This is a genomic window from Haloarcula salinisoli (assembly GCF_019599405.1).
Lineage (GTDB): Archaea > Halobacteriota > Halobacteria > Halobacteriales > Haloarculaceae > Haloarcula > Haloarcula salinisoli.
The window spans coordinates 1,530,389-1,552,428 of sequence record NZ_RKLQ01000001.1 but is presented as its reverse complement, the minus strand read 5'-3'; the positions used below and the strand labels follow the sequence as shown (position 1 = coordinate 1,552,428).

The window sequence follows — 22,040 nt, the reverse complement described above, 5'->3', positions numbered from 1 at the left end:
TTTAAAATCGACGATCCTGAAAACCATATAGTATTACCAATATATCATGTCCGGTTGCGTACTGCCTTTAGAGGACGTCATGCAACTGTTCATCGAAGGTTCGGACGAAAGAGTATACTTGGAATTTGAAGACCAACCGGAAACGTGGGAGGAAGTGCAATCGATACTCGGCACCGAGTTCGCAATCGATGACGAGCTATTCACGCTGGACGATGTCAAAGTCGATAGCATCTCTGAGGGACGACTGGTTGCGGGAGTACTGGCCGGTGGTGCTGCTGGGACCCTATTAGGTGGACCGGTCGGCCTGGTCGTCGGGGCATCTCTCGGCGCCGCGTCCGGTCTTTTTCGAGATGCAGTCGAACAACGGCGGTTCGAGTCTGGACCACTCGGGAGTACCACTGACCTGAATGTCATAGCAGCGGAACTAGGTGAGGAGGAACAGACGTGAGCGTTAATACCCGTGAACCAAGGCCTAACGTGCCGGAAGAGACCGTCGAGTCGCTGTGGCTCTACGTGACCGGTCTTCTGATAATTGTTGGTGCCACACTCCTAGGAGGGTACCTTTCCTTTCATGAAGGTATCTTCGCTGCCTACGTCAATCAAACGCGTGTTGTCATCGAGAGCGGCGTTGTGCTCCCATGCCTGATTACCTTCTTCGGAGCAACAGCAGTAATTCACGTTGCCTTAGCAGCGCTCGGAAAGCCATCGACTAGAACGACTTCAAGTGTCAACTTTGTCGATGCTATGACGACCGCTGTCGGGTTCATCAGTGGTATCTACGCCTTTTATTCGATAAGTACCAGGCTGTTCCTCCAGTGGGCCTTTCCTGAAATTCAGGCGTACCGATACTTTATCAACTCTAGCAGCACAGAATTTATTCTGCTTGCGGTCTCTGTAGCGTTAGCTTTCGGAATTTTACTCTATCTTGGACTGATATGGGTAAACACGGTCGTAAGAATAGACCTGCTCGTCAGAAGAGTAACTACCATTCTGTGGCGTCGAAATCGAAGGACCAAGCGTATCGGCCGGAATTATTGACCCGTGCCCGATACTCCTGGCAAATACCCACATCCCCGCGATCCCATCTCTTCGACGCAGACACGGGGGTTTGCTATCATTTGCCCGTCTCTGTCAGGGGGTGACAGTTGTAGTCGGAACTGCAGAGCGGATGCGACGGACCGGAACGCGAACGGTTGAACATCGATACCGGTCAGTCCGACCAGGGATGTCGACGAGGCTGGGACCTCTGTACCCCTTGTGACTTGGACTCACACAACGCTACGGATTCGAGGTCTGTTGCGTTTCAATCGCTATACTGTCATGCCTGAAACCCCCAGGACACCCCGGGACCTTAGGCCGTGAATCGCACCCGCCGAGCGGCCAGGCCGGCGACCACCAGTGCCCCCAGAACGGCGGCCGCGATGCCCAGCGGGAGGGACGGCTTGCCACCGTTCCAGTCCCGCTCGAACACGCGCCCGAAGTAGTCGGCGACGGCGGTGCCGTGTAACACGACCAGTACCTCGCGGTTCACCGTCGCGGCCTGCTCGTTCCAGTTCAGGCTCCCCAGGACGACGCGGTCGCCGTCGACTATCGCGCCCTTCGCGTGTATCTTCGCGTAACGGTCCCCCGAGTCAGCCACTTTCGCCGTCAGGGGCGAGTCCGTCCGGTCGGCCCACGCGTTGAACCGCTCGACCGTCTTCCGGTTCTCTTCGCGGACGTACCACGCCGAACTCAGGAGGAGCCGGACCTCGACACCGCGTTTCGCGGCCCGCCGGAGCGCCCGCATGAGGGGTTCCTCCCAGCCGCCGACGGTCGGCTGAATCACGTCGATTGAGTCGTCGGCGGCGTCGATTTCGGCGACGAGCGAGCGCTGGGCGTTGTCAGGTGTCACCAGTAGTTCGGTCCGCTCGACCGGGACCGTCGTCGCGTCGAACCGTGACCGGTAGCTGCCGTTTGCCGACTCCCCGCGCTGGAACGACCGCCCCTCGCGGTAGTCCGCCCACGCCACGGCGTCGCGCCAGCCGGCGTCAGCCCGGAAGGTCTCGGCTAGCCCCGAGACGACCCGGGACTGGTTCGTCGTCACGCCCCAGCCGCGACTGCTCTTCCCGCCCGTTCCCGCTGGCTTCCAGTTCTCGGTCAGGACGACCGCGTGGTCGTCGGCGACGGCGTACTTCGCGTGATGGTAGCGATAGCGCGCCCGCGGGCCGGCGAGGACCCGAACCTCGATACCGGCCTCGCTGAGTCGGTCCAGCGTGCTCGCCTCGACGCGGGTACGCCCGCCAACGGGCTCGCCCTCCAACAGCACCCGAACCTCGGCGCCCCGCCGCTGTGCGGCGATGAGTGCGTCGGCGACCCGCTCCGAAGTGAGCGTGTAGCCGGCGAGGTAGACACGAGCGGACGCGTTCCGTATCGGCGCGAGCGGAGCCTGCGGCGCGTCCGGGAGCGTGAACGCCCGAACTGTGCCGGGGCCGCCTGTGACGACGGGGCGGTCGGTCGCACCGAGCGGTCGCCAGCGTAACGACGACCCATCGACGACACCCAGTTCCCCCTCCTCGACGTCGCTGTAGCGAACGTTCGCCACGGTGGTATCGTTCCGGATGAGTCGGACGCTGTCACCGCCGTTTGCGAGTGCCGGCGCGCTGTCCACCCCGACGACGGGATAGTCAGTGAGGTTCCGGATGCTCTCTGGAGCGTCGGTCACGGCGACCCGGCCGCTCATCGTTCGGTTCGGGAGCGCCGCCGACGTGTCGCCGTCGGTGAGCGCAAAGCGACCGAGCGCGGTGCCGTTCGGGAGCGCGAGCACGACGAACTCGCCGCGGTCGCCGCCCCGGACGGGGTCCGGATAGATAGCGTGGATGGCCGGGCGGGTGTTCTGGGTCCCGGACGATTCCGCGGCCAGGGTAGCCGGCCCGGCCAGTGATTCCGGGGTGTCGCCAGCGGCCGGGAGCGGGCCGACGAACCCGGTGGTCACGAGCCCACAGCAGACGAGAACGGCGACGAGCAGACGGCGAAATTGCATCGGCGGGGCTGGCCCCGCCCTGGTTCAAAAGGATTTGGCTTACGCGCCGGCTGCCTTCTCGGCCTCTGACTGGACGAGATACGCGCGGTCGTCGGTGTACTTGGCAGCCTCCTCGAGGGCCTCTTCGGTACCGATCTGGCGGAGCGCCCACGCGGCAGAGGCCCGGACCTCGTCGCTGTCGTCCCCTTCGAGGACGTCGGCCAGGGGCTCGACGGCGCGGGTGTCTCCCAGCAGGCCCAGCGCGCGCGCCGCAACCGAGCGGACTTCGTCGCTCTCCGCCGCGAGGCGGTTCGCGACCGGCTGGACCGACGTTTCACTCCCGATGGCGCCCAGCGAGCGGAGCGTGACCTTCTGGAGCGCGGGGTCGCCGTCGTCCTCGATGAACTCGTGGAGCGTCTCGCAGGCACGGTCGTCGCCGATCTTCCCGAGCACTTCGATTGGACCCTTGTTGCGCTTCTGGGCCAGCTCGTGCATCTTCTCGAAGGCCGGTTCGGCGTCGCTGCCGAGATGGTAGAAGATGTCGAGGAAGTACTCCTCCATGAAGTCCGAGCCCAGCTTGTCGAACGCATAGAGGACGAGTTCGAGGTTGCCCTCCCTGGCGTGGAGCTTGGCGGCGTTCCACTCGGGCGGGAAGTCCTTCCGGTTCTCGTTGGTCAGGATGTCGTAGAACCCCTTGGCGTCGAGCTGTTCCTGGACGGTAAGGTCGCCCCAGACCTCGGCGGCTTCGAGGTCCTCTTCCAGTCCTTCGGCAGCGGCCAGCAGCTCGGCGATACTGTCATCGTCTGCGTCCGGGTCGAGCGACTCTGCCTCGATGACCTCGGCGACGGTACCCAGTGCGTCGGCCGCGTCGGCGGGACTGTCGCCGGCCTCGGCCTCCGCGTAGTCGGCCACCTCGGCGAGGAACGATTCGACGGCGGCGAGGGCGTCTTCCTCGCCGTCGTCGGTCCACTCGCTGTCGGTGAGGGTCGTCTGTGCGTCTTCGAGAATCCCGACGACGTCCTCGGCGTATGGGCCGCGCTGCGCTTCGAGGTCGTCCCGAAGGTCGGAGAGGCGCGATTCGATTTCCTCGGCCGGGTCCTCGGCCTCATCGTCGTCCTCGTCCGGTTCCGGGAGCCCTTCGACGTCGCTCTCGATGCTGTCGAGGCGCTCCTCGACGCCGTCCAGAGCGGCCTCGGTCTCGGCCGCTTCGAGTTCCTGTTTGGCCTCGTCGAGCCGTTCCTGGAGCTCCTCGGCGGTGACCGTCGTGTCAGGCACGTCGCTGGTTTCCTCGTCGGCGGCCTCTGAGTCCGCCGTCTCGTCGTCCCCGTTGCTCATGTACGCAGGGTTGTGACTCCGGGCTAAGAGCGTTTTCCTTTCCAGACCGGTGCCAGCCGAAACCGTTTGCATTAGGTGCGGCCGGCGTGGATGGCCGACCATGACCGCCGATAGCGTGCAGTCGATAATCGACCAGCTTCACGAGGAAGCCGAGATGGACCGTCCGAACGACGAGACGCCCGACGTCGGCATCATCATGGGTTCGGACTCGGACCTGCCGACGATGGCCGGCGGGAAGGGGAAACGACCGGGCGCCTACGCCGCGCTCGCGGACGAACTCGGCTTCGAGGAGCAGACCGACTACACCGATGCCCCCGATAGCCGCTTCACGTTCGAGACGTTCGTCTGCTCGGCCCACCGGACACCGGACCTGATGTACGCCTACGCGGAGACGGCCGAGGACCGCGGCCTCGACGTCATCATCGCGGGTGCGGGCGGCAAGTCGGCCGACCTGCCCAACATGACCGCCAGTATCGCCTATCCGCTGCCGGTCATCGGCGTTCCCGTCCAGGAGAAGTCCGTCGACTCAGTCATCGGGATGCCACAGGGCGCGCCCATCACGGCCGTCGACGCCGGGAAATCGTTCAACGCGGCGCTGACGGCGGTCCAGATACTCTCCCGACAACACGACGAACTGCGCGACCGGCTCGTCGACTATCATCGGGGGCTCCAGACCGATGTCGGCGAGGTCTCACGGGACCTCCACGAACTCGGGACGCCCGGGTTCAAAGACCAGTACTGGGACGCCGGCGAGTAATAATACTACGGCCTCACTCCTGGGGTCCTGATAGGGGGTTGTCGCACAGACGGGCGTCACCTTCCGAGGCGCCCGAATTCCGCCGCCGTGGCGGTTATCAACCCTTATATGCGAGTACTCCTAACCCTCGCACGATAGGAGATTCCGGAATGAGTAATCCATGGATTGCCATCGGTGCGCTCGCCGTCGTAGCCCTCGCGATACCCATCTCTATGATGGTCGTCTCGAGCCTGCTGCGACCGAGCGTCCCCGAACAAGGCAAAACCGCCACCTACGAGTCCGGCGAGGTGCCGACTGGCAGCAGCCAGAAGATCAAGTTCAATATCCAGTACTACATGGTCGCGCTGCTGTTCGTCGTCTTCGACATCGAGACCGTCCTCATCTTCCCGTGGACGGTCATTTACCGCGACGCCGTGAGCGCGGTCGGGATGACGAGAGCGCTCCTGCCGATGGTCGCCTTCATCGGTATCCTCGCCGTCGGACTCGGCTGGGCATGGCGCAACGGTGCAGTCAGATGGGTGCGCAGTTCGCGCGCCACGAAGGGGGCAGACACGTATGAGTAGTGACCAGACACCACCAGCAGTGAAGGACGTATCGACCCAGGAAGCCCGGATGGGCGAGGGGACAGACGACCGGTTCAACTCCACGCTCCGTGAGGCGTTCGGCTCGACGCCGTTCATCCTCACCAAGTTCGACCAGTTCATGAACTGGGTCCGTGGCTCCTCGATGTTCATGCTGCAGTTCGGTATCGCCTGCTGTAGCATCGAGATGATCGCCACCTACGCTATCAAACACGACCTCGACCGCTTCGGCGCAGGTGTGCCACGGGCGTCGCCGCGACAGGCTGACGTCATCATCGTCCCGGGGACCATCGTCTCGAAGTTCGCCCCGCGCATGAAGCGGGTGTACGACCAGATGCCCGAGCCGAAGTTCGTCGTCTCGATGGGGTCGTGTACCATCTCCGGCGGGCCGTTCCAGGAAGGGTACAACGTCGTCAAGGGCGCCGAGGAGGTCATCCCGGTCGACATCCACGTCCCCGGTTGCCCACCGCGACCCGAAGCGCTCGTCTACGGCGTCGCCAAGCTTCAGGAGCGCATCGCCAACGGCGAGTCCTCGCCGGTGACGGTCAAGCCCTACGAGCTCGAACAGTTCGGCGACCTGGACCAGGACGAACTCGTCCAGCACCTCGCCGACGAAATCGACGAGGACGACCTCGTGATGCGGTACAACTGGGACGATTCGCCATGAGCTTAGAGAAACCCTCCACACCGACTGAAATCGGCGTCACCGACGACGGGCTGGACTACGACGCGCTGGCGGACCTGCTGGGCGGTCACGTGATAGACCGCGAAACCCACGTCAACGCCGAGGGCTTTGTCGTCCGACCCGACGAAGTACAGGACGTCCTCTCGACGCTGAAGACCGAGGCTGGCTTCGACCACTGTGCCTGTGTCACGGCCCAGGAGTACGACGACCGCTACGAGTCTATCTACCACCTGCGGAAGTACGACGACCCGACACAGGAACTGTCCATCGTCGTCCCCTCGCCCAAAGATGACCCGCACAATCAGTCGGGCGCCCGCGTCTACGAGACCGCCGACTGGCACGAGCGCGAGGCCTACGACCTGGTCGGCATCGACTACGACGACCACCCGGACCTCCGCCGTATCCTGCTGCCCGACACCTGGCAGGGCCACCCGCTCGGTCAGGACTACAACCAGAGCCAGCCCCAGATTGTCTCGCTGCGAGAGCACGCGAACCCGCTGCAGGACGACCACCGAAGTGAGGACGACCCGGACACGATGTTCGTCAACATCGGCCCCCACCACCCGGCCACGCACGGCGTCCTCCACGTGAAGACGGTGCTGGACGGCGAACAGATTGCCGACATCGACCCGGACATCGGCTACCTGCACCGCTGTGAGGAACAGATGTGCCAGCAGGGGACCTACCGGCACCAGATTATGCCCTACCCCGACCGCTGGGATTACGTCTCCGCGGGTATCCTCAACGAGTGGGCCTACGCGCGTGCGGCCGAGGACCTCGCGGAGATAGAGGTCCCAGAGTACGCCCAGGTCATCCGGACGATGTCCGCCGAGCTGTGTCGCATCGCGGCGCATATGCTCGCGCTCGGGACGTTCGCGCTGGACGTCTTCGGCGACTTCACCGCCGTCTTCCAGTACGCGTTCCGGGACCGAGAAGTCGTCCAGAACATCCTCGAAGACCTCACCGGTCAGCGGCTTATGTTCAACTACCTCCGGCTGGGTGGCGTGGCCTGGGACCTGCCCGAGCCCCGCGAGGAGTTCTTCGAGAAGGTCCGTGACTTCCTCGACGAGCTTCCCTACAAGCTGGAGGAGTACCACGACCTCATCACCGGCAACGAAATCTTCCAGATGCGGTGTGTGGACACCGGCGTCCTCTCGGAGGAGAAGGTCAAGTCGTACGGGGCGACCGGCCCCGTCGCCCGCGGCTCGGGCGTCGACTACGACCTCCGTCGGGACGACCCCTATGGCTACTACGACGAACTGGACTGGAACGTCGTCACGGAGACCGGCGGCGACAACTTCAGCCGCGTCCTCGTGCGGATGCGCGAGGTCGAGGAGTCGGCCCGCATCATCGAGCAGTGTGTCGACCTGCTCGAACAGTGGCCCGAGGACGACCGGGAGATTCAGGCTAACGTCCCCCGGACGCTGCGCCCGGACCCGGACCGAGAGATTTACCGCGCCGTCGAGGCCGCGAAAGGCGAACTCGGCATCTACATCCGCTCGGACGGTACAGACAAGCCGGCCCGGTTCAAGATTCGCAGTCCGTGTTTCTCGAACCTGCAGACGCTGCCCGAGATGTCCCAGGGCGAGTACATCCCTGACATGATTGCCTCGCTGGGCAGCCTCGACATCGTGCTCGGGGAGGTGGACCGCTGATGGCGCCGGTGTCGGCACCGCTTCCCGAGACACTGGCCGAACTAGCTGGTCTGGACCCCAACAGCGTCCCCGTGTTGGTGCTGATGAGCCTCATCGGTGCCGCGTTCATCGGCAGCCTGATGCTGACCCAGACGGCCCTGGTGATCTGGGCGAAGCGGAAGATAACGGCCGCGTTCACCGACCGAATCGCCATCAATCGCGTCGGCCCGGCCGGCCTGCTCATCATCCCGGCCGACGCCGTCCGGCTCCTCTCGAAGGAGCTCATCGTTCCCGACGGCGTCGACCGCCCGGCCTGGGACCTGGCCCCGCTCGTCATCGCCAGCTCCGCGCTGCTCGGGTTCGCCGTCATCCCGATGGGCAACGGCATCCACCTGGCCGACCCCGAGGTCGGCCTCGCGTACGTCTTCGCGACGGCCTCTATCGCCTCTGTCGGGCTCGTGATGGCCGGCTACGCGTCGAACAACAAGTACTCGTTCCTCGGCGGGCTCCGCGCGGTCGCACAGAACGTTGCCTACGAGATTCCCCTGATTCTGACAGGGGCCTCCGTGGTCATCTTCGCCGGCTCGCTCCAGATGAGCGAGATTGTCGCGGCCCAGAGCCAGACGCTCGTCGGCCCGATTCCGTCGTGGTACGCTTTCGTCAACCCCTTTGCGTTCGCTCTGTTTATGATTGCGAACCTCGCCGAAGTGGGTCGTAACCCCTTCGACATCCCGGAGGCACCGACGGAGATTGTCGCCGGCTATCAGACCGAGTACTCCTCGGTGTATTTCGTCCTCATCTACCTGGGCGAGTTCATCCACATCTTCCTCGGTGGGGCCATTATCGCCACCATCTTCCTCGGGGGACCAGCCGGTCCGGTGCTGCCGGGCATCGTCTGGTTCCTCATCAAGATCTGGGGCGTCTTCCTCTTTACCCAGTGGGCGCGTTCGGCCGTCCCACGGGTGCGTATCGACCAGCTCATCGAGATCGGCTGGAAGGGGATGCTCGTGCTCTCGCTGGCGAACCTGCTGCTGACTGCGGTTATCGTCGGGGTGATCGCCTGATGAGCGCCGCGTTTGCGACCACTGGAGGTACATACCAATGATTGGCATCATGAAATCCATGGCGACGACGATGAAACACGCCCTCGACGGGGAGACGTTCACGGTGGAGTACCCTGACGTCGCCCCCGAGGTGAGCCCCCGCTTCCGCGGCGTCCACAAGTTCAGCCAGGAGCGGTGTATCTGGTGTCGGCAGTGCGAGAACGTCTGCCCGAACAACACCATCCAGATTGTCCAGGACGACCAGCGCAACGGCGAGCAGTACAACCTCCACATCGGCCAGTGTATCTACTGCCGACTGTGTGAGGAGGTCTGTCCCGTCGACGCTATCCTCCTGACCCAGAACTTCGAGTTCACCGCGGACACGAAAGACGAGTTCGCCTACGACAAGGAGCAACTCAAAAACGTCCCGTGGTACAAGGACATCGACCCGCTCGAATCACGGGAGCCCGACCGGGGCGCCTGGATCGGCGAGGGCGACGGCGAAGTGGACTACCAGTAACGTACCGCGCCGCAGGCGCGGTTTCACGCGAATCGGCAGCGGCGATTCGCGCCTTTTTCGCCCACGTTTTTCGAGGAGTGGTGGCCGCAGCGAGCCGAAGGCTGGCGAGGTCACCCGACGACGAAAAAGGTGGCATCGGGTTGGCGAGGGCGACGGCGAAGTGGACTACCAGTAGCGACCACTCTTCGGTTCGGTAGCTTCCGTCACCCGTCAGACTCGTCGAGTTCCGAGACGGCGATGCGGAGGCGTCCGTCCTCCAGGGTCGTCACCTTCTTCGATTCTGTGAACGTGGTGCCGTCCGCCCGGAGCCCCTCGCTGTGGCCGCTCCATCTGCCCCCGTCCCGGACGACGGGCCAGACGTGTGTGCGGATGTGTTTGACTTCCTCGTCGGGGTGGAGTTCGGCCCAGTGTTTGCCCGGTATCTCCTCGGGGTCGTAGCCGTAACAATCGGCGTAGCTCTCGTCGGCGTCCCGGTAGTGGCCGTCGGGGCCGACCACCCCCACACCGTCGAGTTCGGTCTCGCGCGTCGCGTCGAACTGTCCGTCCGAATCAATAGCGTGCCTGACGCGGCGACCGAGCATGGCGTACTGCTCTGTGCCGTAGCCCTTCCGGAGGTAATCGGTGACTCCCGCGTTGATAATCTCCGCGGCGACCTCGTTTGTCTCCTCGCCCGAGAACAGCAAGACGGGTAATTCGGGATGGGTCTCGCGGACGCGTTCCAGGAACTCGATACCGTTCATCCCCGGCATCCGGTAGTCGGAGACGACACAGTCGAAGGTCGCGCCGTCGCTGTGGATGGCATCGAACGCCGCTGTCGTGGACGTCTCGGTCCTGACGCGACAGTCGAGCCCGCTCCGGTCCCGTTCCAGATACAGTTCGACGAGCTCACACAGTCGCGGGTCGTCGTCGACGTGGAGCACGTGTATCGGGTCGCCCGACGAATCCGACATCGTGAGAACCAATGTCTAGAAGCATGATAAACTTTTGCTCACGGTGTCATCGGTGAAAAGAGTAGACGGACGAAGTCGGCCACTCTCACAGCCTCAGAGCGACGACGGTGGTCGCGCAGTTATCGCCACAGCTGGAGCCCAGTGACCGGGTCGGTCTCGCGCTCGCCGTCGTTGACTCGCTCGTCCCACGACTCGTCGGTCTGCAGTACCGGCGTCTCGGCCGCTTCCCTGGTGAACTCCGTATCGAAAACGCGCATATACACCTCACCGACGAACACCGTTGCCGCGTTCAGATGGCCGGCGACGATGGAGCCGTCGGACCGGGCGAGAACGGCGTGTGTATGGGCGTACGGTGCGGATTCGTCGCCGGCAATCTGTGCGACGTTGCCCGTACACGCTGCCACTTCCATCGGCTCGTCGAACTTCGTCGGGCCGTACGAACACGTCGTCTGGTCGTAGAACGACACCTCCGCGTCTGTGACCCCACCGATGGCGGTGAACCAGGCTGCATCGGCGTCCGCAGCCGCGTACATCGCTTCTAGCTCTGCGCGCCAGTCCTCGCCGGGCTTCATCGTCCCGACGTACTCTCCGACGGATTGGACGGACCGGATTTCCATGACACGTATCTTAATTTAATTGCAGAAGTAGATATCGAAATAGCACGCCGTTCAGGCGCTCTATCAGGTGTCGGCGAGTTGACTGATAGTCGCGAATATCCGATGTTCGAACCTGTGTTCCACGTCCTGTCGCATCTGTCACGCGCTCGCTCGCGCGAGGCGAAAGAGGAATCTTCAAAGGGCCGCCGCCAAGAGAGTCAACCAAGATGGCACTGTACGAGTCAATCGCGTTCGCGCTGTTCGCTCTGGTGACAGTGGGCAGCGCGGCCGGCGTCGTGTTAGTTCGTGACGTCTGGCATTCGGCGCTGTTACTGGGCGTCTCGTTGGTCAGCGTCGCCGTGTTCTACGTGCTGAACATGGCGGCCTTTGTCGCAACGATGCAAATCCTCGTCTACGTGGGCGGTGTCCTCATCCTCATCACGTTCGCCGTGATGCTGACCCGAGAGGACGAATCCGTCATCGAGGTGACGCCATGACGAACCGACCCCGACTCAACACCGAGGGGAGCCTGGTCGCCGGACTCGCCGCCGTGGCGCTGTTCGTCGTCCTCGCGGTCGTGTTCCTGACCGCCTCCTTCCCCGCGCCGGCGGGTTTTCCAGACGGGGCCGCGATAACGAAAAGCCTGGGCGCGGCGATGTTCGACATCGCACCGGGCCAGCTCATGGACGACGGTGAGGCGGCCATCCCCGGTGAGGGGTTCCTGGTCGCGTTCCTCCTTATCGGCGTCCTCCTCGATGCCGCACTGGACGGTGCGGTGATGCTCGCAAAGCGCGAGGAAGCCGGTGAAAACGTCGGTCTCGACTCCGGTGCGGACGAGCCAGCGGACGCCGTCGCCGCCGATGGCGGTACCTCCCCGGCAGACGGAGGTGAGGAGTGATGGCGGTCGCAGCCGAGTACTACCTGCTGCTGTCGGCAGCGATATTCTGTATCGGCCTGTTCGGTGTGCTGACACGCCGGAACGCGCTCATCTTCCTGATGTCGGTCGAGCTGATGCTCAACGCGGCCAACATCAACTTCGTCGCGTTCTCGCTCCAGCACGGCAACCTCACCGGACAGGTCTTTGCCCTGTTCGGGATGGCCATCGCGGCCGCAGAGGTGGCCGTCGGTATCGGCATCATCCTCGTTCTGTACCGCAACTTCAGTGACGTGGACGTAACCAAAGCGACGACGATGAGGTGGTAACGATGGCTGCATTCACATACGCTCCGGCAATCGTCCTGCTCCCGTTCGTATCGTTCCTCGTCGCCCTGTTCCTGGGCGACCGGATGCCCAAAGGCGGCGCCCTCGCCGGTATCGCGGCGACGGGACTGTCGCTGGCACTCTCGATCTGGGTCACGCTCGACGTCGCCGGCTTCGTCGGGTCGAGCACGTCCTACAACGAGTTCGTCTACACGTGGGTCGCGGGCGTGGACTCTATTGCGCTGCGCTTTGGCCTGCTGCTCGACCCGCTATCGGCGCTCATGCTGCTCATCGTCACCTTCATCTCCTTCCTGGTCCACATCTTCTCGCTGGGCTACATGAACGACGAGGGCGAGACTGGTCTCCCGCGGTACTACGCCGGTCTCGGCCTCTTCACGGCGAGTATGCTCGGCTTCGTCGTGGCCAACAACCTGCTGATGGCCTTCATCTTCTTCGAGCTGGTGGGCCTGTGTTCGTATCTGCTCATCGGCTTCTGGTTCCGTGAGGACGGCCCGCCCAGCGCCGCGAAGAAGGCGTTCCTGGTCACCCGATTCGGTGACTACTTCTTCCTCATCGGCGTCGTGGGCATCATCGCCACGTTCGGCACCGGCCTCTTTGCTCCCATCCGCGAGGGCGGCCAGGTCGTCGAACAGAGCTTCCCGGCGCTGGCCGAGGCGGCCATCGTCGACGGTGCCACCGCACCGATTGCCATGCTCGACACCGTCGGCATGGGCCCGCAGGCGTGGTTCACGGTCCTGGGGCTGCTCGTGCTGGGCGGGGTCATCGGGAAGTCCGCGCAGTTCCCGCTGCACACCTGGCTCCCCGACGCGATGGAAGGTCCGACGCCGGTCTCGGCGCTGATTCACGCGGCGACGATGGTCGCGGCCGGTGTCTACCTCGTCGCGCGGATGTACGGCTTCTACGCTATCTCGCCGACCGCGCTGGCGGTCATCGCGCTGGTCGGTGGCTTCACGGCCCTGTTCGCGGCGACGATGGGCGTCGTCAAACAGGAGCTCAAGCAGGTGCTGGCCTACTCTACCATCTCTCAGTACGGGTATATGATGCTCGCGCTGGGTTCGGGTGGCTACGTGGCCGCAGTCTTCCACCTGACGACCCACGCCGTCTTCAAGGCGCTGCTGTTCCTCGGTGCGGGGTCGGTCATCATCGCCATGCACCACAACGAGAATATGTGGGACATGGGCGGCCTGAAAGACCGGATGCCGGTGACCTACTGGACGTTCCTCTCGGGCTCGCTCGCACTGGCCGGTATCGTTCCGTTCGCTGGCTTCTGGTCCAAGGACGAGGTGCTATACGAGGCACTCATCCACGGGTTCGGTAGCTCGAACGGCCTCGGTCCGGTCTACCTGCTCGCGTACACGTTCGGGCTGCTGGCGGTCTTTATGACCGGCTTCTACACCTTCCGCATGGTGTATCTCACCTTCCACGGCGAGCCCCGGACCGATATCGCCCGTGACCCGGTCTCGGTCGGCTGGAACGTCAAGGGCCCCCTGTCGGTGCTTGGCGTGCTCGCCGCGACGATCGGCCTCATCAACATGAAGCCGGTCGCCGAACTCACCGGCGCACCCATCGACTTCCTGCACGCGTGGGTCCACGGCCCCGACGAGGGCGGCTGGCCCGCGCAGCTGGGGACCGGCCTCGTCCGCTACGAGGAGCTGCTCCACGACGTGGGCGGCGTCGCCGCGGGCTACCCGCTGGGGGAGACCGCGACGCTGCTTGCCTCGGCGGCTATCTCGCTCGGGCTCGCACTGGCGGGCCTGCTGGCCGCCCGCTCGCTGTACAGCGGGCCCGAGCCGGTCGAACACACGGACAAGCTGGGCGGTGCGAAGACCATACTCATGCACAACTACTACCAGGACGAGTATCAGGTGTGGCTCGCGACCGGGCTCACGTACCCGGTCGCCCGCGCGATGGACAAGTTCGACCAGGGCGTCGTCGACGGCGTCGTCAACGGCGTCTCCTCCGTGAGCCTCTTTGGCGGTCGCCGGGCCCGCCGCATCCAGTCCGGCGTCGTCAGCAACTACGCGACGCTGCTGACACTCGGGCTCGTGCTCTTGCTCGTCGTCTTCGGCGTCGCAGGGGGGTGGTTCTGAATGCTGGTCGAGACGCTCCTGCTGGTGACGCTGCTCGGTGCGGGTATCGTCATGCTCGCGCCCGACCGCGTCGCCGGGAAGCTCGCGGCCGGCATCAGCGTGATTCCGGTCGCGCTGACGACCTACATGTACTACGTGTTCCTGACCGACTACAACGGCGCCGGGAACGCCTTGCTCTCGCCCGGTGAGGTCGCCTTCGGGACGCAGGTCCCGTGGCTCAACCTGGGCGAGTACACCGTCCAGTACTACGTCGGTCTGGACGGTGTCAGTATGCCACTGCTCGCACTGACGACCATCCTGACCACCCTGGCCATCGTCTCGGCCTGGACGCCAATCGACGAGCGCCAGTCCCAGTTCTACGGGCTCATGCTCCTGATGGAAGTGAGTCTCATCGGTGTCTTCACCGCGCTGGATTTCTTCCTCTGGTTCGTCTTCTGGGAGGGCGTGCTCATCCCGATGTACTTCCTCATCGGCGTGTGGGGCGGTCCGCGCCGGAAGTACGCCGCCATCAAGTTCTTCGTCTACACGAACGTCGCCTCGCTGGTGATGTTCGCGGGCCTGTTCGCGCTCGTGTTCGCGACGGACGTCACGACGCTGTCCCTGCCCGCGATGGCGACGGCGTTCCGCACGGCGACCGGTCTGCCGACCATCGCCGGCTACAGCCTGGCGACGATATCGTTCGTCCTGATGTTCATCGGCTTCGCGGTGAAGGTGCCCGTCTTCCCGCTGCACACGTGGCTGCCCGACGCCCACGTCGAGGCGCCGACGCCGGTGTCGGTGATGCTGGCCGGTGTCCTCCTGAAGATGGGGACCTACGCACTGTTGCGGTTCAACTTCACGATGCTCGAAGCGACGGCCCGCCAGCTCGCGGTCCCGCTGGCCATCGTCGGCGTCGTCTCGGTCATCTACGGCGCAATGTTGGCCCTGGCCCAGCGTGACCTCAAGCGCATCGTCGCCTACTCCTCTATCTCGTCGATGGGATATGTCATCCTGGGGCTGGTCGCTTTCACTCCACTCGGGATGGGCGGTGCGACCTTCCAGATGGTCGCTCACGGGCTCATCTCCGGGCTGATGTTCATGACGGTCGGCGTCATCTACAACACGACCCACACGCGCATGGTGGGCGATATGTCCGGGCTCGCCGACCGGATGCCGTGGACGGCCGGTATCTTCGTCGCGGCGGCCTTTGGCTACATGGGCCTGCCGCTGATGGCCGGCTTCGCCGCCGAGTTCTTCATCTTCCAGGGCGCGTTCAACGCGGCCACGCTGGGTGCGAGCGCCCCGGTGCTCACGTCGCTGGCGATGTTCGGCATCGTCATCGTCGCGGGTTACCTGCTGTGGGCGATGCAGCGGACCCTCTTTGGCAGCTTCACGCTGGAGACCGACTACGAGGTCGGTCGGGCCGCGTTCCACGACGTGGCGCCGCTGGCCGTCTTGCTCCTGCTCGTCATCGCACTGGGTGTCGCTCCCGACCTCTCGCTGGACATGATACAACACGCTGTTGCCCCACTCACCGGAGGTGGTGCATAGATGGTCGACCCGACGTGGCTGGCTACCGCGCCCGCACTCGCCTTTGGCGCAGCGGCACTCCTACTGTTGCTGGCCGACAGCGTCGACCCGGATACGACGAACACCACTGTACTGGGCGGTATCGCCGTCGCCGGCTCGCTCGGTTCGCTGGCCGCTGCGGTGTACCTGCTGTACGGCGGCGTCGGCATCCCGACCGGTGAGGGCGGGACCGGTCCGGCCGTCCTCTTTGGCGGTCAGCTGGTCGTCGACCAGATGGCGCTGTTCTTCATGACCATCGTCGCGAGCGTCACTGCGCTGGTGACCCTCGCCAGCATGGACTACGTGCGCGAACACGCCTACCAGGCGGAGTTCTACTCGCTGGTCCTGCTGTCGGCGACCGGCATGAGCCTGCTCGCGGCCGCGAACAGTCTGGCGACTGGCTTCGTGGCTTTCGAGCTCGTCTCACTGCCCTCGTACGCCCTCGTGGCCTTCCTGAAGAAGAACCGCGGGAGCGTCGAGGCAGGGCTGAAGTACTTCCTGATCGGTGCGGTCTCGTCGTCGGTGCTGGCCTACGGTATCTCGCTGGTGTACGCCGCGACCGGTGTCATGCGATTCGACGCCGTCGCGACGGCCATCCAGTCGGGCACCGTCCAGACCGTCGTCGACGGGAGCGTCCAGGCACAGTCGAGTGGCGCCTCGGTCCAGATGTCCATCCTCGGTGTCGGTATCGTGATGATAATCGGCGGCCTCGCGTTCAAGATGGCCGCCGTCCCCTTCCACTTCTGGGCGCCGGAGGCCTACGAGGGCGCGCCCGCGCCGATCTCGGCGTTCCTCTCCTCGGCTTCCAAAGCTGCGGGCTTCGTGATCGCGTTCCGCGCTTTCGCCGTGGCCTTCCCGATCGGCGCGCTGGCCGAGACCGGCGGGGCGGTCGACTGGTTCGTCGTCTTCCAGGTGCTGGCCATCGCGACGATGTTCATCGGGAACTTCGCCGCCGCGACCCAGGAGACGGTCAAGCGGATGCTGGCCTACTCCTCGGTCGGCCACGCCGGCTACGTCCTCATCGGACTGGCCGCGCTGACCGGGACGGGCGACGGGATGTCGCTCTCGATGAGCGCCGGGATGGCCCACCTGCTGGTCTATGGCTTCATGAACACCGGTGCGTTCCTCTTTATCGCGCTGGCGGAGTACTGGGGCGTCGGCCGACGCTTCGAGGACTACAACGGCCTGGGCAAGCAGGCGCCCGTCGCCTGCGCGGCGATGACTGTCTTCCTGTTCAGTCTGGCCGGCCTGCCCATCGGCGGTGGGTTCTTCTCGAAGTTCTACCTGTTCCAGGCGACGCTGAACGTCAGCGCGTGGTCGCTCGCGGCCGCACTGGTCATCAACAGCGCCCTGTCGCTGTTCTACTACTCACGGGTCGTCAAGGCGATGTGGATAGAGGAGCCCACGGGCGAGCGGACCATCGATTCCTACCCGACGGGGCTGTACACCGCCATCGTCGCGGCGGCGGTCATCACTGTGCTCCTGATTCCCGGCTTCGGCTACGTCTCCGAGGTCGCCTTCCGGGCCGTCGAGCTACTGTAGCTCGTAGACGAACACGCCGCCGCTCGACCGCTTTTCGACGCGACCCCGTTCTTCCAGCACGTCAAGGTGGCCGACAGCCTCGCTCATGCCCGCAAAATACTCCGTGGCCGGGAGGTCACCGAAGAGGGCCGTCATCACGTCGACAGGTGTCGTCGCGCCCTCGCCCACGATGTCGGCGACCTCCCTGCTGCGCTGGTCGTGCTCCTCGAGGACGGCGTCGATGCGCTCTTGCGGTGATTCGACCGGCTCGCGGTGACCCGTCAGAAAGCGGTCGTGGCTCTGTTCGCGGAGCCACCGGAGCGACTCGTTGAACGCCGGCAGGACGCGGGGTCGGGCGCCGCCGGCCGTTTGCGGTGGCTGCAGGAAGGGGTTGGGCGTGATGTCGCCAAGCACCGTGTCGCCGACGAGGGCCTCGCGCCGGCCCTCGTGGTCGTAGGAAAAGATGCGCTCGCCGACGGCGTGGCCGGCGACGCTGTCGACGGTGAGGGGTTCGTCGTCGACGGTGAGGGTATCGCCGGCGTCGACGGTGCGGTCCGTCTCGACGCTCTGTGCGTAAGGGAGAAAGGCTTCGGGAAGCTGTGTGACCGCCTTCGCGGTCTCTCTGGAGATACCACAGCGCTCGAAGAAATCGGTGAAGTAGGACTGCTCGTAGCGCAGGCGGGCGCCGAAATCGCGCATGATGTCGGCCCCCTCGGAACTGGCAAGCACCCGCGCGCCGGCGTCCCGGAACCGGTGGGCCAGCCCGAAGTGGTCGGGGTGTGGGTGTGTGACGAGCACTTGCGAGATGTCACTCGGCGCGAGCTCGCGGGCTTCGAGTGCCTCCAGTAGTCGGGACCACGCTTCCTCGCTGTCGGGCCCCGGGTCGACGATGGTTCGGCCCGCGACGTAGGCGTTGACCGCACCCACCTGGAACGGCGTCGGAATCGACACCCGTGTGAACATACGCCGACCTAGCGCTGTTCCGGTGAAAACAGTTCGTACACCGGCGACGGTAGCGCGACCAGTTTACAGACCGACGAGGTCGTCCAGTTCCACGTCGTCGAGGCGGCCGTCACATACCGCACAGGAATCGATGTGTTCCGGACCGGCGCCCCCTTCCATGTGCAAGTTGCCACACTCCGTACAGACCTCGAATTCTGCTTGTAGCATACAGGAGAGTGATTCCGCTGCACCTCATATGTGCCTTGTGTCCAGAACAACGACATCTGGTAACAAGCCACGCCACAAAGGCTATATCTGTTCTCTGCGAAAGGACAGATATGAACAAACACTTCGAAGATGCTCGGTACTACCTCAAGCGCGCCGGCGAGACCGCAGGCAAGGGCCTCAAAGAAGAGCTGGAGCCGGTCGAGGCGCGGTTCCGGGAACTCACCGGAACCGAGGAGGAACCCGAACCGAGCCGGCTGGAGGCCGTGAAAGCCGACCTGAAAGCACTCCAGGAGCGAGCCGAGGGTGAGGCCGAGACGGCTATCGGACAGGCCCGCGAGCGAATCGGGAACTATCGCGGGAAGCAGGCGCCGGAAGCGTAATCGGAACGCAATTCTTAAAGTAGCCCCTCGTATAGCAACAGGTGACGCGGGTTGGTGGTCTAGTCCGGTTATGACATCGCCTTCACACGGCGAGGGTCGGCGGTTCGAATCCGCCCCAACCCATTTCTGACGCCGACTGCGACGAACGAACGTGAGGAGCCAGCGGCGTCTGCATGGGAGACGAGGATTCGAACCCCGGAACGAGCGAGCGGTAGCGAGCGAAGTTCAGTCGGTTCGAATCCGCCCCAACCCATCTTTGAGGCTATCAGGTGCGGCTGTCGCACCTCAGGGATTCCACACAGCGAAAGTTGCCCGTCGTTCACTCGCGGCTGTCACTGCCACAATATGTAATTCACTGGGCCCCAGTACAGGGGTATGGGCGAGACCCCGCTGCACGAACGGATGGAACGGTACGAGGAGCTGGCGGGCGCAGCCGCGGACGCGACCCGAGAGCGCGACGAGACGGCCACGGAGATCGGCGACCGACTCGCGGCAGCCATCACCGAGGCCGTCGAGCAGGAGGGTACCAACGTGGTTCAGAGCGGCCAGTCCAAAGACGGCCACCGGTACCGCTTTACCGCCAGGCTCGACAGGGCAGCACTGGTGGCGGCGTTGACCGAGACGCTGCCGGACGGGTTCGTGGTCTCACACGTCAACGACGATGGGACGATGAGCGTCGAGTGGACCGGGAGCGACAGGACGCCGGGGAAACGGGAGCGTGGCGCCATCCTGAAGGCAATCATCGCCGAGGAGATGGTACTCGACAGTGACGGCCTCATCGAGAGCGTGCCGACGAGAGAGCGGGTGATTGCTCGTGCGGTCGAACTGGGCGTCGACGAAGACGATGCAGCGGCCCGGTTGAATCGGCTCGCGACGCTCGACGTCGTGGACCTGGCAGAGGGACGTGTCTACCCCGACGAGAACTTCTCGCGCTATTAGGCCCGCCCCTCGTAGGTCGCGTCGGCGGAGGTGTGGCCGCGGTTGAACGAGGTGACCGTCGCCCGGATTGGGTCGCCGACCGAACACGACGTCGGCACGCCGTCGGTAAAGAGGACGAACCCCTCGACCTTGCCGACGGCGACGCGGTCGCCGGAGTGGTGGTCGGTAAACTCCGTGATGCCGAACTCGTAGGTCCCACCGATTTCGACGGGTGGGTCTCGCTCCTGTGCGGCGTCGTGGGCCTGCTTCGACGCGCTGGCCCCGGACCCGCGCCGCCAGAGCACGACGACCAGTAACAGGACCACGAGGCCGGCGCCGCCGGCGAGCAGTGGGAGTTGCATACGATGCTCTGGAGCGTCGGGCTCTAAATAGGTTGCAGCATCGCGATGCTCAGAGTCCGAACCGGTCGAGCAGGCCGCCGTCGTCGTCGGTCGCGGGCTCGTGGTCCCAGTCGGTCGGCAGTTCCGCGGCCAGTTCGGCGAGTTCCTCGTCGTCGAAGCGGGGGTCGTCGCTGGCCTCGTCGAGCCAGTCGGCCCACTCTTCGGCCGAGAGCACTCCCCGGGATTCGGGTTCCCACTGGTCGACGAGCGCCTCTCGGTCACGGAACGGGATGTCCATGCCGCTGTCGCCCCAGTACAGTGGGGAGAGCTCGAAGGCGTGGTCTTCGCTATCGAGCCACACCAGCCGGTAGGGGTAGTCGTTGTAGAGGAACACGTCCTCGGGCGTTACCTCGTCACCGTTGGGGAGTTCGAGCGTCTCGGGCATACCGAACGCTTCGGCCAGCCGTGCCTTCTTACTGCCGACTGTGCGTTCGGACAGAATTGTACAGCCGGTCCTCACAGCGTTGTGTGCGAAAAGGGGGAATGTCGGGAGTGAGCCGTCTGAGCAGGGAACTCAGGGAGTGTCCTCAGTACTCGTGGAGTGGCTGCTTTCTGATGCGGGTCCGCAGGTCGCCGATGGGTGGCGAGCTGTCGCCGATGAACTGCTGGCAGACCGCGTGGACCTCGTCGCGGGTTATCTTGACGTTGCCGTTCTCGATGACATCGGCGGGCCGTTCGCGGAGTTCGCGGATGGTGCCGACCGCGAGCAAGAACGGGATAGCCCACGCCGAGAGCGTGTTGCCGCGGGTCTCGGGCATCGCTTCGAGCCACGTCTGGGCGCCGTCGAGGTAGCCCTCGGCGCGGGCGGTGACACGCTCGATGACCGGGACCAGCGACTCGACGTTGTCGGGGTTCCCGACGTCGCTGTGGTCCAGCCCCTCCTCGTCCAGCAATTCTAGCGGGAGGTAGACGTTGTTCTCCTCTTCCATATCGGTCGCCGCGTCCTTGGCGACGTTGACGAGCTGGAGCAAGAGCGCGAAGGCGCGAGCGTTCTCCTCCATCTGCTCGGTCTGTTCCGGCGTGGCTTCGTGGGAGACCAGCGCCGTCACGAGTGTCCCGACGGTGCCGGCCGCGTACCAGCAGTACTCCTCTAGCTCGTCGAGGGTCTTGATACGCAGGCCGCCCTCGTCGGCGTAGCGGTCGACGAACATCGCCATTCCGTCGACGAGTTCCCGAACTGGTCCGCGGATGCTCTCCAGGGCGTGGTTATCGAGCGAGCGGAAGACGCCCACGGCGCGGGCGGCGTTGTCGACGACCTCCCAGTCGTCGGTCAGTGTCGCCGGCAGCCACTCGTTTACGGCGTCGTCGAACGTTCGAACCGATGCGTCCGCGTCCGGGTCAAGAGTCTGGCTGTAGAGTCGGAGTAGCTCTGACTGGGCAGCGGGGGGGATGTGTCCGGCATCTTCGATTGTGTCGGCGACACGGCAGAGAAGATATCCGACACAGATATCGCGCGCCATCGGCTCGTCGAGTTCCGAAATTGTCAAGCTAAACGTCCGTGACACTCTGTGGACGGCGTCGTAGCACCACTCAATGTCTTCTTGTGACGGCCGGCCAGTGTGGTTCTGAGACATTCCCGTCATCCGGGGTAAGGCATACTGCGATAAAAATGGGTTGGCTACGGATTCGCTGTGGGCCACTTTGCCGAAGTCCTCCCGACGCTGCCGGCCGGCTCGTGATGTGGCTGAAACG

At 64.4% G+C, this 22,040-nt stretch carries 24 protein-coding genes, 1 tRNA gene and 1 pseudogene; 17 read left to right on the top strand and 9 right to left on the bottom strand.

Annotated features, from left to right (window positions below):
* Window positions 1-79: 79 nt before the first annotated feature.
* The gene (locus tag EGD98_RS08100) at window positions 80-448 is read left to right on the top strand and encodes a hypothetical protein (protein WP_220587828.1); all 369 of its coding nucleotides are present in this window, start codon (window positions 80-82) and stop codon (window positions 446-448) included.
* Window positions 445-1,038 (top strand): hypothetical protein, encoded by a 594-nt coding sequence (locus tag EGD98_RS08095; RefSeq protein ID WP_220587827.1) that lies wholly within the window; start codon window positions 445-447, stop codon window positions 1,036-1,038. Before EGD98_RS08100 ends, EGD98_RS08095 begins: the two co-directional genes overlap by 4 nt.
* A 313-nt stretch (window positions 1,039-1,351) precedes the next feature.
* Here the strand turns inward: EGD98_RS08095 and EGD98_RS08090 are convergent, their stop codons facing one another.
* Window positions 1,352-3,019, bottom strand: a complete 1,668-nt coding sequence (locus tag EGD98_RS08090) for a phospholipase D-like domain-containing protein (protein ID WP_220587826.1) — start codon at window positions 3,017-3,019, stop codon at window positions 1,352-1,354.
* A gap of 39 nt (window positions 3,020-3,058) precedes the next feature.
* Complete coding sequence (locus EGD98_RS08085) at window positions 3,059-4,333, bottom strand: HEAT repeat domain-containing protein (protein WP_220587825.1); 1,275 nt, start codon at window positions 4,331-4,333, stop codon at window positions 3,059-3,061.
* Window positions 4,334-4,433: 100 nt separating this feature from the next.
* Between EGD98_RS08085 and EGD98_RS08080 the strand changes: the two genes are divergently transcribed.
* From EGD98_RS08080 to EGD98_RS08055, 6 genes are all read left to right on the top strand, one after another.
* Window positions 4,434-5,090, top strand: coding sequence for an AIR carboxylase family protein (locus tag EGD98_RS08080; RefSeq protein ID WP_220587824.1), 657 nt, complete (start codon window positions 4,434-4,436; stop codon window positions 5,088-5,090).
* Between the two features lie 149 nt (window positions 5,091-5,239).
* Window positions 5,240-5,653 carry an NADH-quinone oxidoreductase subunit A gene (locus EGD98_RS08075; RefSeq protein ID WP_220587823.1) on the top strand — a complete coding sequence of 138 codons (414 nt, stop codon included), beginning with the start codon at window positions 5,240-5,242 and terminating at the stop codon, window positions 5,651-5,653.
* A complete protein-coding gene (locus EGD98_RS08070; RefSeq protein WP_220587822.1) occupies window positions 5,646-6,338 on the top strand; it encodes an NADH-quinone oxidoreductase subunit B in 693 nt (230 codons plus the stop codon). Before EGD98_RS08075 ends, EGD98_RS08070 begins: the two co-directional genes overlap by 8 nt.
* On the top strand, window positions 6,335-8,011 hold the full coding sequence (locus EGD98_RS08065) for an NADH-quinone oxidoreductase subunit D (RefSeq protein ID WP_220587821.1): 1,677 nt from the start codon (window positions 6,335-6,337) through the stop codon (window positions 8,009-8,011). The genes EGD98_RS08070 and EGD98_RS08065 overlap by 4 nt, the downstream gene beginning before the upstream one ends.
* The gene (locus EGD98_RS08060) at window positions 8,011-9,054 is read left to right on the top strand and encodes a complex I subunit 1/NuoH family protein (RefSeq protein ID WP_220587820.1); all 1,044 of its coding nucleotides are present in this window, start codon (window positions 8,011-8,013) and stop codon (window positions 9,052-9,054) included. The genes EGD98_RS08065 and EGD98_RS08060 overlap by 1 nt, the downstream gene beginning before the upstream one ends.
* Window positions 9,055-9,091: 37 nt before the next feature.
* The gene (locus tag EGD98_RS08055) at window positions 9,092-9,553 is read left to right on the top strand and encodes a NuoI/complex I 23 kDa subunit family protein (RefSeq protein WP_220587819.1); all 462 of its coding nucleotides are present in this window, start codon (window positions 9,092-9,094) and stop codon (window positions 9,551-9,553) included.
* A 203-nt stretch (window positions 9,554-9,756) separates the two neighbouring features.
* Here EGD98_RS08055 and EGD98_RS08050 read toward each other — a convergent pair whose 3' ends face one another.
* Window positions 9,757-10,503 (bottom strand): response regulator, encoded by a 747-nt coding sequence (locus tag EGD98_RS08050; RefSeq protein WP_220587818.1) that lies wholly within the window; start codon window positions 10,501-10,503, stop codon window positions 9,757-9,759.
* A gap of 224 nt (window positions 10,504-10,727) precedes the next feature.
* Window positions 10,728-11,120 (bottom strand): annotated as a pseudogene (locus tag EGD98_RS08045) (PPC domain-containing DNA-binding protein); the annotation flags it as partial.
* 206 nt (window positions 11,121-11,326) lie between these two features.
* Here EGD98_RS08045 and EGD98_RS08040 point away from each other — a divergent pair.
* Genes EGD98_RS08040 through EGD98_RS08015 form a run of 6 tightly spaced genes read left to right on the top strand, consistent with a single transcriptional unit; the run spans window position 11,327 to window position 17,500 of the window.
* A complete protein-coding gene (locus EGD98_RS08040) occupies window positions 11,327-11,596 on the top strand; it encodes an NADH-quinone oxidoreductase subunit J (RefSeq protein WP_220587816.1) in 270 nt (89 codons plus the stop codon).
* A complete protein-coding gene (locus tag EGD98_RS08035; RefSeq protein WP_220587815.1) occupies window positions 11,593-11,997 on the top strand; it encodes a proton-conducting membrane transporter in 405 nt (134 codons plus the stop codon). The genes EGD98_RS08040 and EGD98_RS08035 overlap by 4 nt, the downstream gene beginning before the upstream one ends.
* Window positions 11,997-12,302: an NADH-quinone oxidoreductase subunit NuoK gene (gene nuoK, locus EGD98_RS08030; RefSeq protein ID WP_220587814.1), complete on the top strand. Its 306-nt coding sequence runs from the start codon at window positions 11,997-11,999 to the stop codon at window positions 12,300-12,302. Before EGD98_RS08035 ends, nuoK begins: the two co-directional genes overlap by 1 nt.
* 2 nt (window positions 12,303-12,304) lie before the next feature.
* Window positions 12,305-14,410, top strand: a complete 2,106-nt coding sequence (gene nuoL, locus EGD98_RS08025; RefSeq protein ID WP_220587813.1) for an NADH-quinone oxidoreductase subunit L — start codon at window positions 12,305-12,307, stop codon at window positions 14,408-14,410.
* Window positions 14,411-15,940 (top strand): complex I subunit 4 family protein, encoded by a 1,530-nt coding sequence (locus EGD98_RS08020; protein ID WP_220587812.1) that lies wholly within the window; start codon window positions 14,411-14,413, stop codon window positions 15,938-15,940.
* A complete protein-coding gene (locus EGD98_RS08015) occupies window positions 15,941-17,500 on the top strand; it encodes an NADH-quinone oxidoreductase subunit N (protein WP_220587811.1) in 1,560 nt (519 codons plus the stop codon). It begins immediately after the preceding gene.
* Here the strand turns inward: EGD98_RS08015 and EGD98_RS08010 are convergent.
* Window positions 17,492-18,442: an MBL fold metallo-hydrolase gene (locus tag EGD98_RS08010; RefSeq protein ID WP_220587810.1), complete on the bottom strand. Its 951-nt coding sequence runs from the start codon at window positions 18,440-18,442 to the stop codon at window positions 17,492-17,494. The two genes, EGD98_RS08015 and EGD98_RS08010, sit on opposite strands and share 9 nt — an antisense overlap.
* A gap of 63 nt (window positions 18,443-18,505) precedes the next feature.
* Window positions 18,506-18,649, bottom strand: coding sequence for a hypothetical protein (locus EGD98_RS08005; RefSeq protein ID WP_220587809.1), 144 nt, complete (start codon window positions 18,647-18,649; stop codon window positions 18,506-18,508).
* Between the two features lie 110 nt (window positions 18,650-18,759).
* Between EGD98_RS08005 and EGD98_RS08000 the strand changes: the two genes are divergently transcribed.
* The 3 genes from EGD98_RS08000 (at window position 18,760) to EGD98_RS07990 (ending at window position 19,968) form a co-directional block, all read left to right on the top strand.
* A complete protein-coding gene (locus EGD98_RS08000; protein ID WP_220587808.1) occupies window positions 18,760-19,029 on the top strand; it encodes a DUF7553 family protein in 270 nt (89 codons plus the stop codon).
* A gap of 48 nt (window positions 19,030-19,077) precedes the next feature.
* A tRNA-Val gene (locus tag EGD98_RS07995) sits at window positions 19,078-19,152 on the top strand.
* A gap of 252 nt (window positions 19,153-19,404) precedes the next feature.
* Complete coding sequence (locus EGD98_RS07990) at window positions 19,405-19,968, top strand: hypothetical protein (RefSeq protein ID WP_220587807.1); 564 nt, start codon at window positions 19,405-19,407, stop codon at window positions 19,966-19,968.
* Here EGD98_RS07990 and EGD98_RS07985 read toward each other — a convergent pair.
* The 3 genes from EGD98_RS07985 to EGD98_RS07975 all read right to left on the bottom strand — a co-directional run bounded on the left by EGD98_RS07985 (window position 19,965) and on the right by EGD98_RS07975 (window position 21,922).
* On the bottom strand, window positions 19,965-20,309 hold the full coding sequence (locus EGD98_RS07985) for a TRAM domain-containing protein (RefSeq protein ID WP_220587806.1): 345 nt from the start codon (window positions 20,307-20,309) through the stop codon (window positions 19,965-19,967). The genes EGD98_RS07990 and EGD98_RS07985 overlap by 4 nt on opposite strands.
* A gap of 49 nt (window positions 20,310-20,358) precedes the next feature.
* Window positions 20,359-20,733, bottom strand: a complete 375-nt coding sequence (locus EGD98_RS07980; RefSeq protein WP_220587805.1) for a hypothetical protein — start codon at window positions 20,731-20,733, stop codon at window positions 20,359-20,361.
* A gap of 142 nt (window positions 20,734-20,875) precedes the next feature.
* The gene (locus EGD98_RS07975; protein ID WP_220588056.1) at window positions 20,876-21,922 is read right to left on the bottom strand and encodes a phytoene/squalene synthase family protein; all 1,047 of its coding nucleotides are present in this window, start codon (window positions 21,920-21,922) and stop codon (window positions 20,876-20,878) included.
* Between the last annotated feature and the right edge of the window lie 118 nt (window positions 21,923-22,040).

Bases quoted from the DNA above. Each gene is read 5' to 3' on its own strand.
- EGD98_RS08100 (WP_220587828.1), top strand. From the start codon at position 80: ATGCAACTGTTCATCGAAGGTTCGGACGAAAGAGTATACTTGGAATTT.
- EGD98_RS08090 (WP_220587826.1), bottom strand. From the start codon at position 3,019: ATGCAATTTCGCCGTCTGCTCGTCGCCGTTCTCGTCTGCTGTGGGCTC.
- EGD98_RS08085 (WP_220587825.1), bottom strand. From the start codon at position 4,333: ATGAGCAACGGGGACGACGAGACGGCGGACTCAGAGGCCGCCGACGAG.
- EGD98_RS08080 (WP_220587824.1), top strand. From the start codon at position 4,434: ATGACCGCCGATAGCGTGCAGTCGATAATCGACCAGCTTCACGAGGAA.
- EGD98_RS08075 (WP_220587823.1), top strand. From the start codon at position 5,240: ATGAGTAATCCATGGATTGCCATCGGTGCGCTCGCCGTCGTAGCCCTC.
- EGD98_RS08070 (WP_220587822.1), top strand. From the start codon at position 5,646: ATGAGTAGTGACCAGACACCACCAGCAGTGAAGGACGTATCGACCCAG.
- EGD98_RS08065 (WP_220587821.1), top strand. From the start codon at position 6,335: ATGAGCTTAGAGAAACCCTCCACACCGACTGAAATCGGCGTCACCGAC.
- EGD98_RS08060 (WP_220587820.1), top strand. From the start codon at position 8,011: ATGGCGCCGGTGTCGGCACCGCTTCCCGAGACACTGGCCGAACTAGCT.
- EGD98_RS08055 (WP_220587819.1), top strand. From the start codon at position 9,092: ATGATTGGCATCATGAAATCCATGGCGACGACGATGAAACACGCCCTC.
- EGD98_RS08050 (WP_220587818.1), bottom strand. From the start codon at position 10,503: ATGTCGGATTCGTCGGGCGACCCGATACACGTGCTCCACGTCGACGAC.
- EGD98_RS08040 (WP_220587816.1), top strand. From the start codon at position 11,327: ATGGCACTGTACGAGTCAATCGCGTTCGCGCTGTTCGCTCTGGTGACA.
- EGD98_RS08035 (WP_220587815.1), top strand. From the start codon at position 11,593: ATGACGAACCGACCCCGACTCAACACCGAGGGGAGCCTGGTCGCCGGA.
- nuoK (WP_220587814.1), top strand. From the start codon at position 11,997: ATGGCGGTCGCAGCCGAGTACTACCTGCTGCTGTCGGCAGCGATATTC.
- nuoL (WP_220587813.1), top strand. From the start codon at position 12,305: ATGGCTGCATTCACATACGCTCCGGCAATCGTCCTGCTCCCGTTCGTA.
- EGD98_RS08020 (WP_220587812.1), top strand. From the start codon at position 14,411: ATGCTGGTCGAGACGCTCCTGCTGGTGACGCTGCTCGGTGCGGGTATC.
- EGD98_RS08015 (WP_220587811.1), top strand. From the start codon at position 15,941: ATGGTCGACCCGACGTGGCTGGCTACCGCGCCCGCACTCGCCTTTGGC.
- EGD98_RS08010 (WP_220587810.1), bottom strand. From the start codon at position 18,442: ATGTTCACACGGGTGTCGATTCCGACGCCGTTCCAGGTGGGTGCGGTC.
- EGD98_RS08005 (WP_220587809.1), bottom strand. From the start codon at position 18,649: ATGCTACAAGCAGAATTCGAGGTCTGTACGGAGTGTGGCAACTTGCAC.
- EGD98_RS08000 (WP_220587808.1), top strand. From the start codon at position 18,760: ATGAACAAACACTTCGAAGATGCTCGGTACTACCTCAAGCGCGCCGGC.
- EGD98_RS07990 (WP_220587807.1), top strand. From the start codon at position 19,405: ATGGGCGAGACCCCGCTGCACGAACGGATGGAACGGTACGAGGAGCTG.
- EGD98_RS07985 (WP_220587806.1), bottom strand. From the start codon at position 20,309: ATGCAACTCCCACTGCTCGCCGGCGGCGCCGGCCTCGTGGTCCTGTTA.
- EGD98_RS07980 (WP_220587805.1), bottom strand. From the start codon at position 20,733: ATGCCCGAGACGCTCGAACTCCCCAACGGTGACGAGGTAACGCCCGAG.
- EGD98_RS07975 (WP_220588056.1), bottom strand. From the start codon at position 21,922: ATGTCTCAGAACCACACTGGCCGGCCGTCACAAGAAGACATTGAGTGG.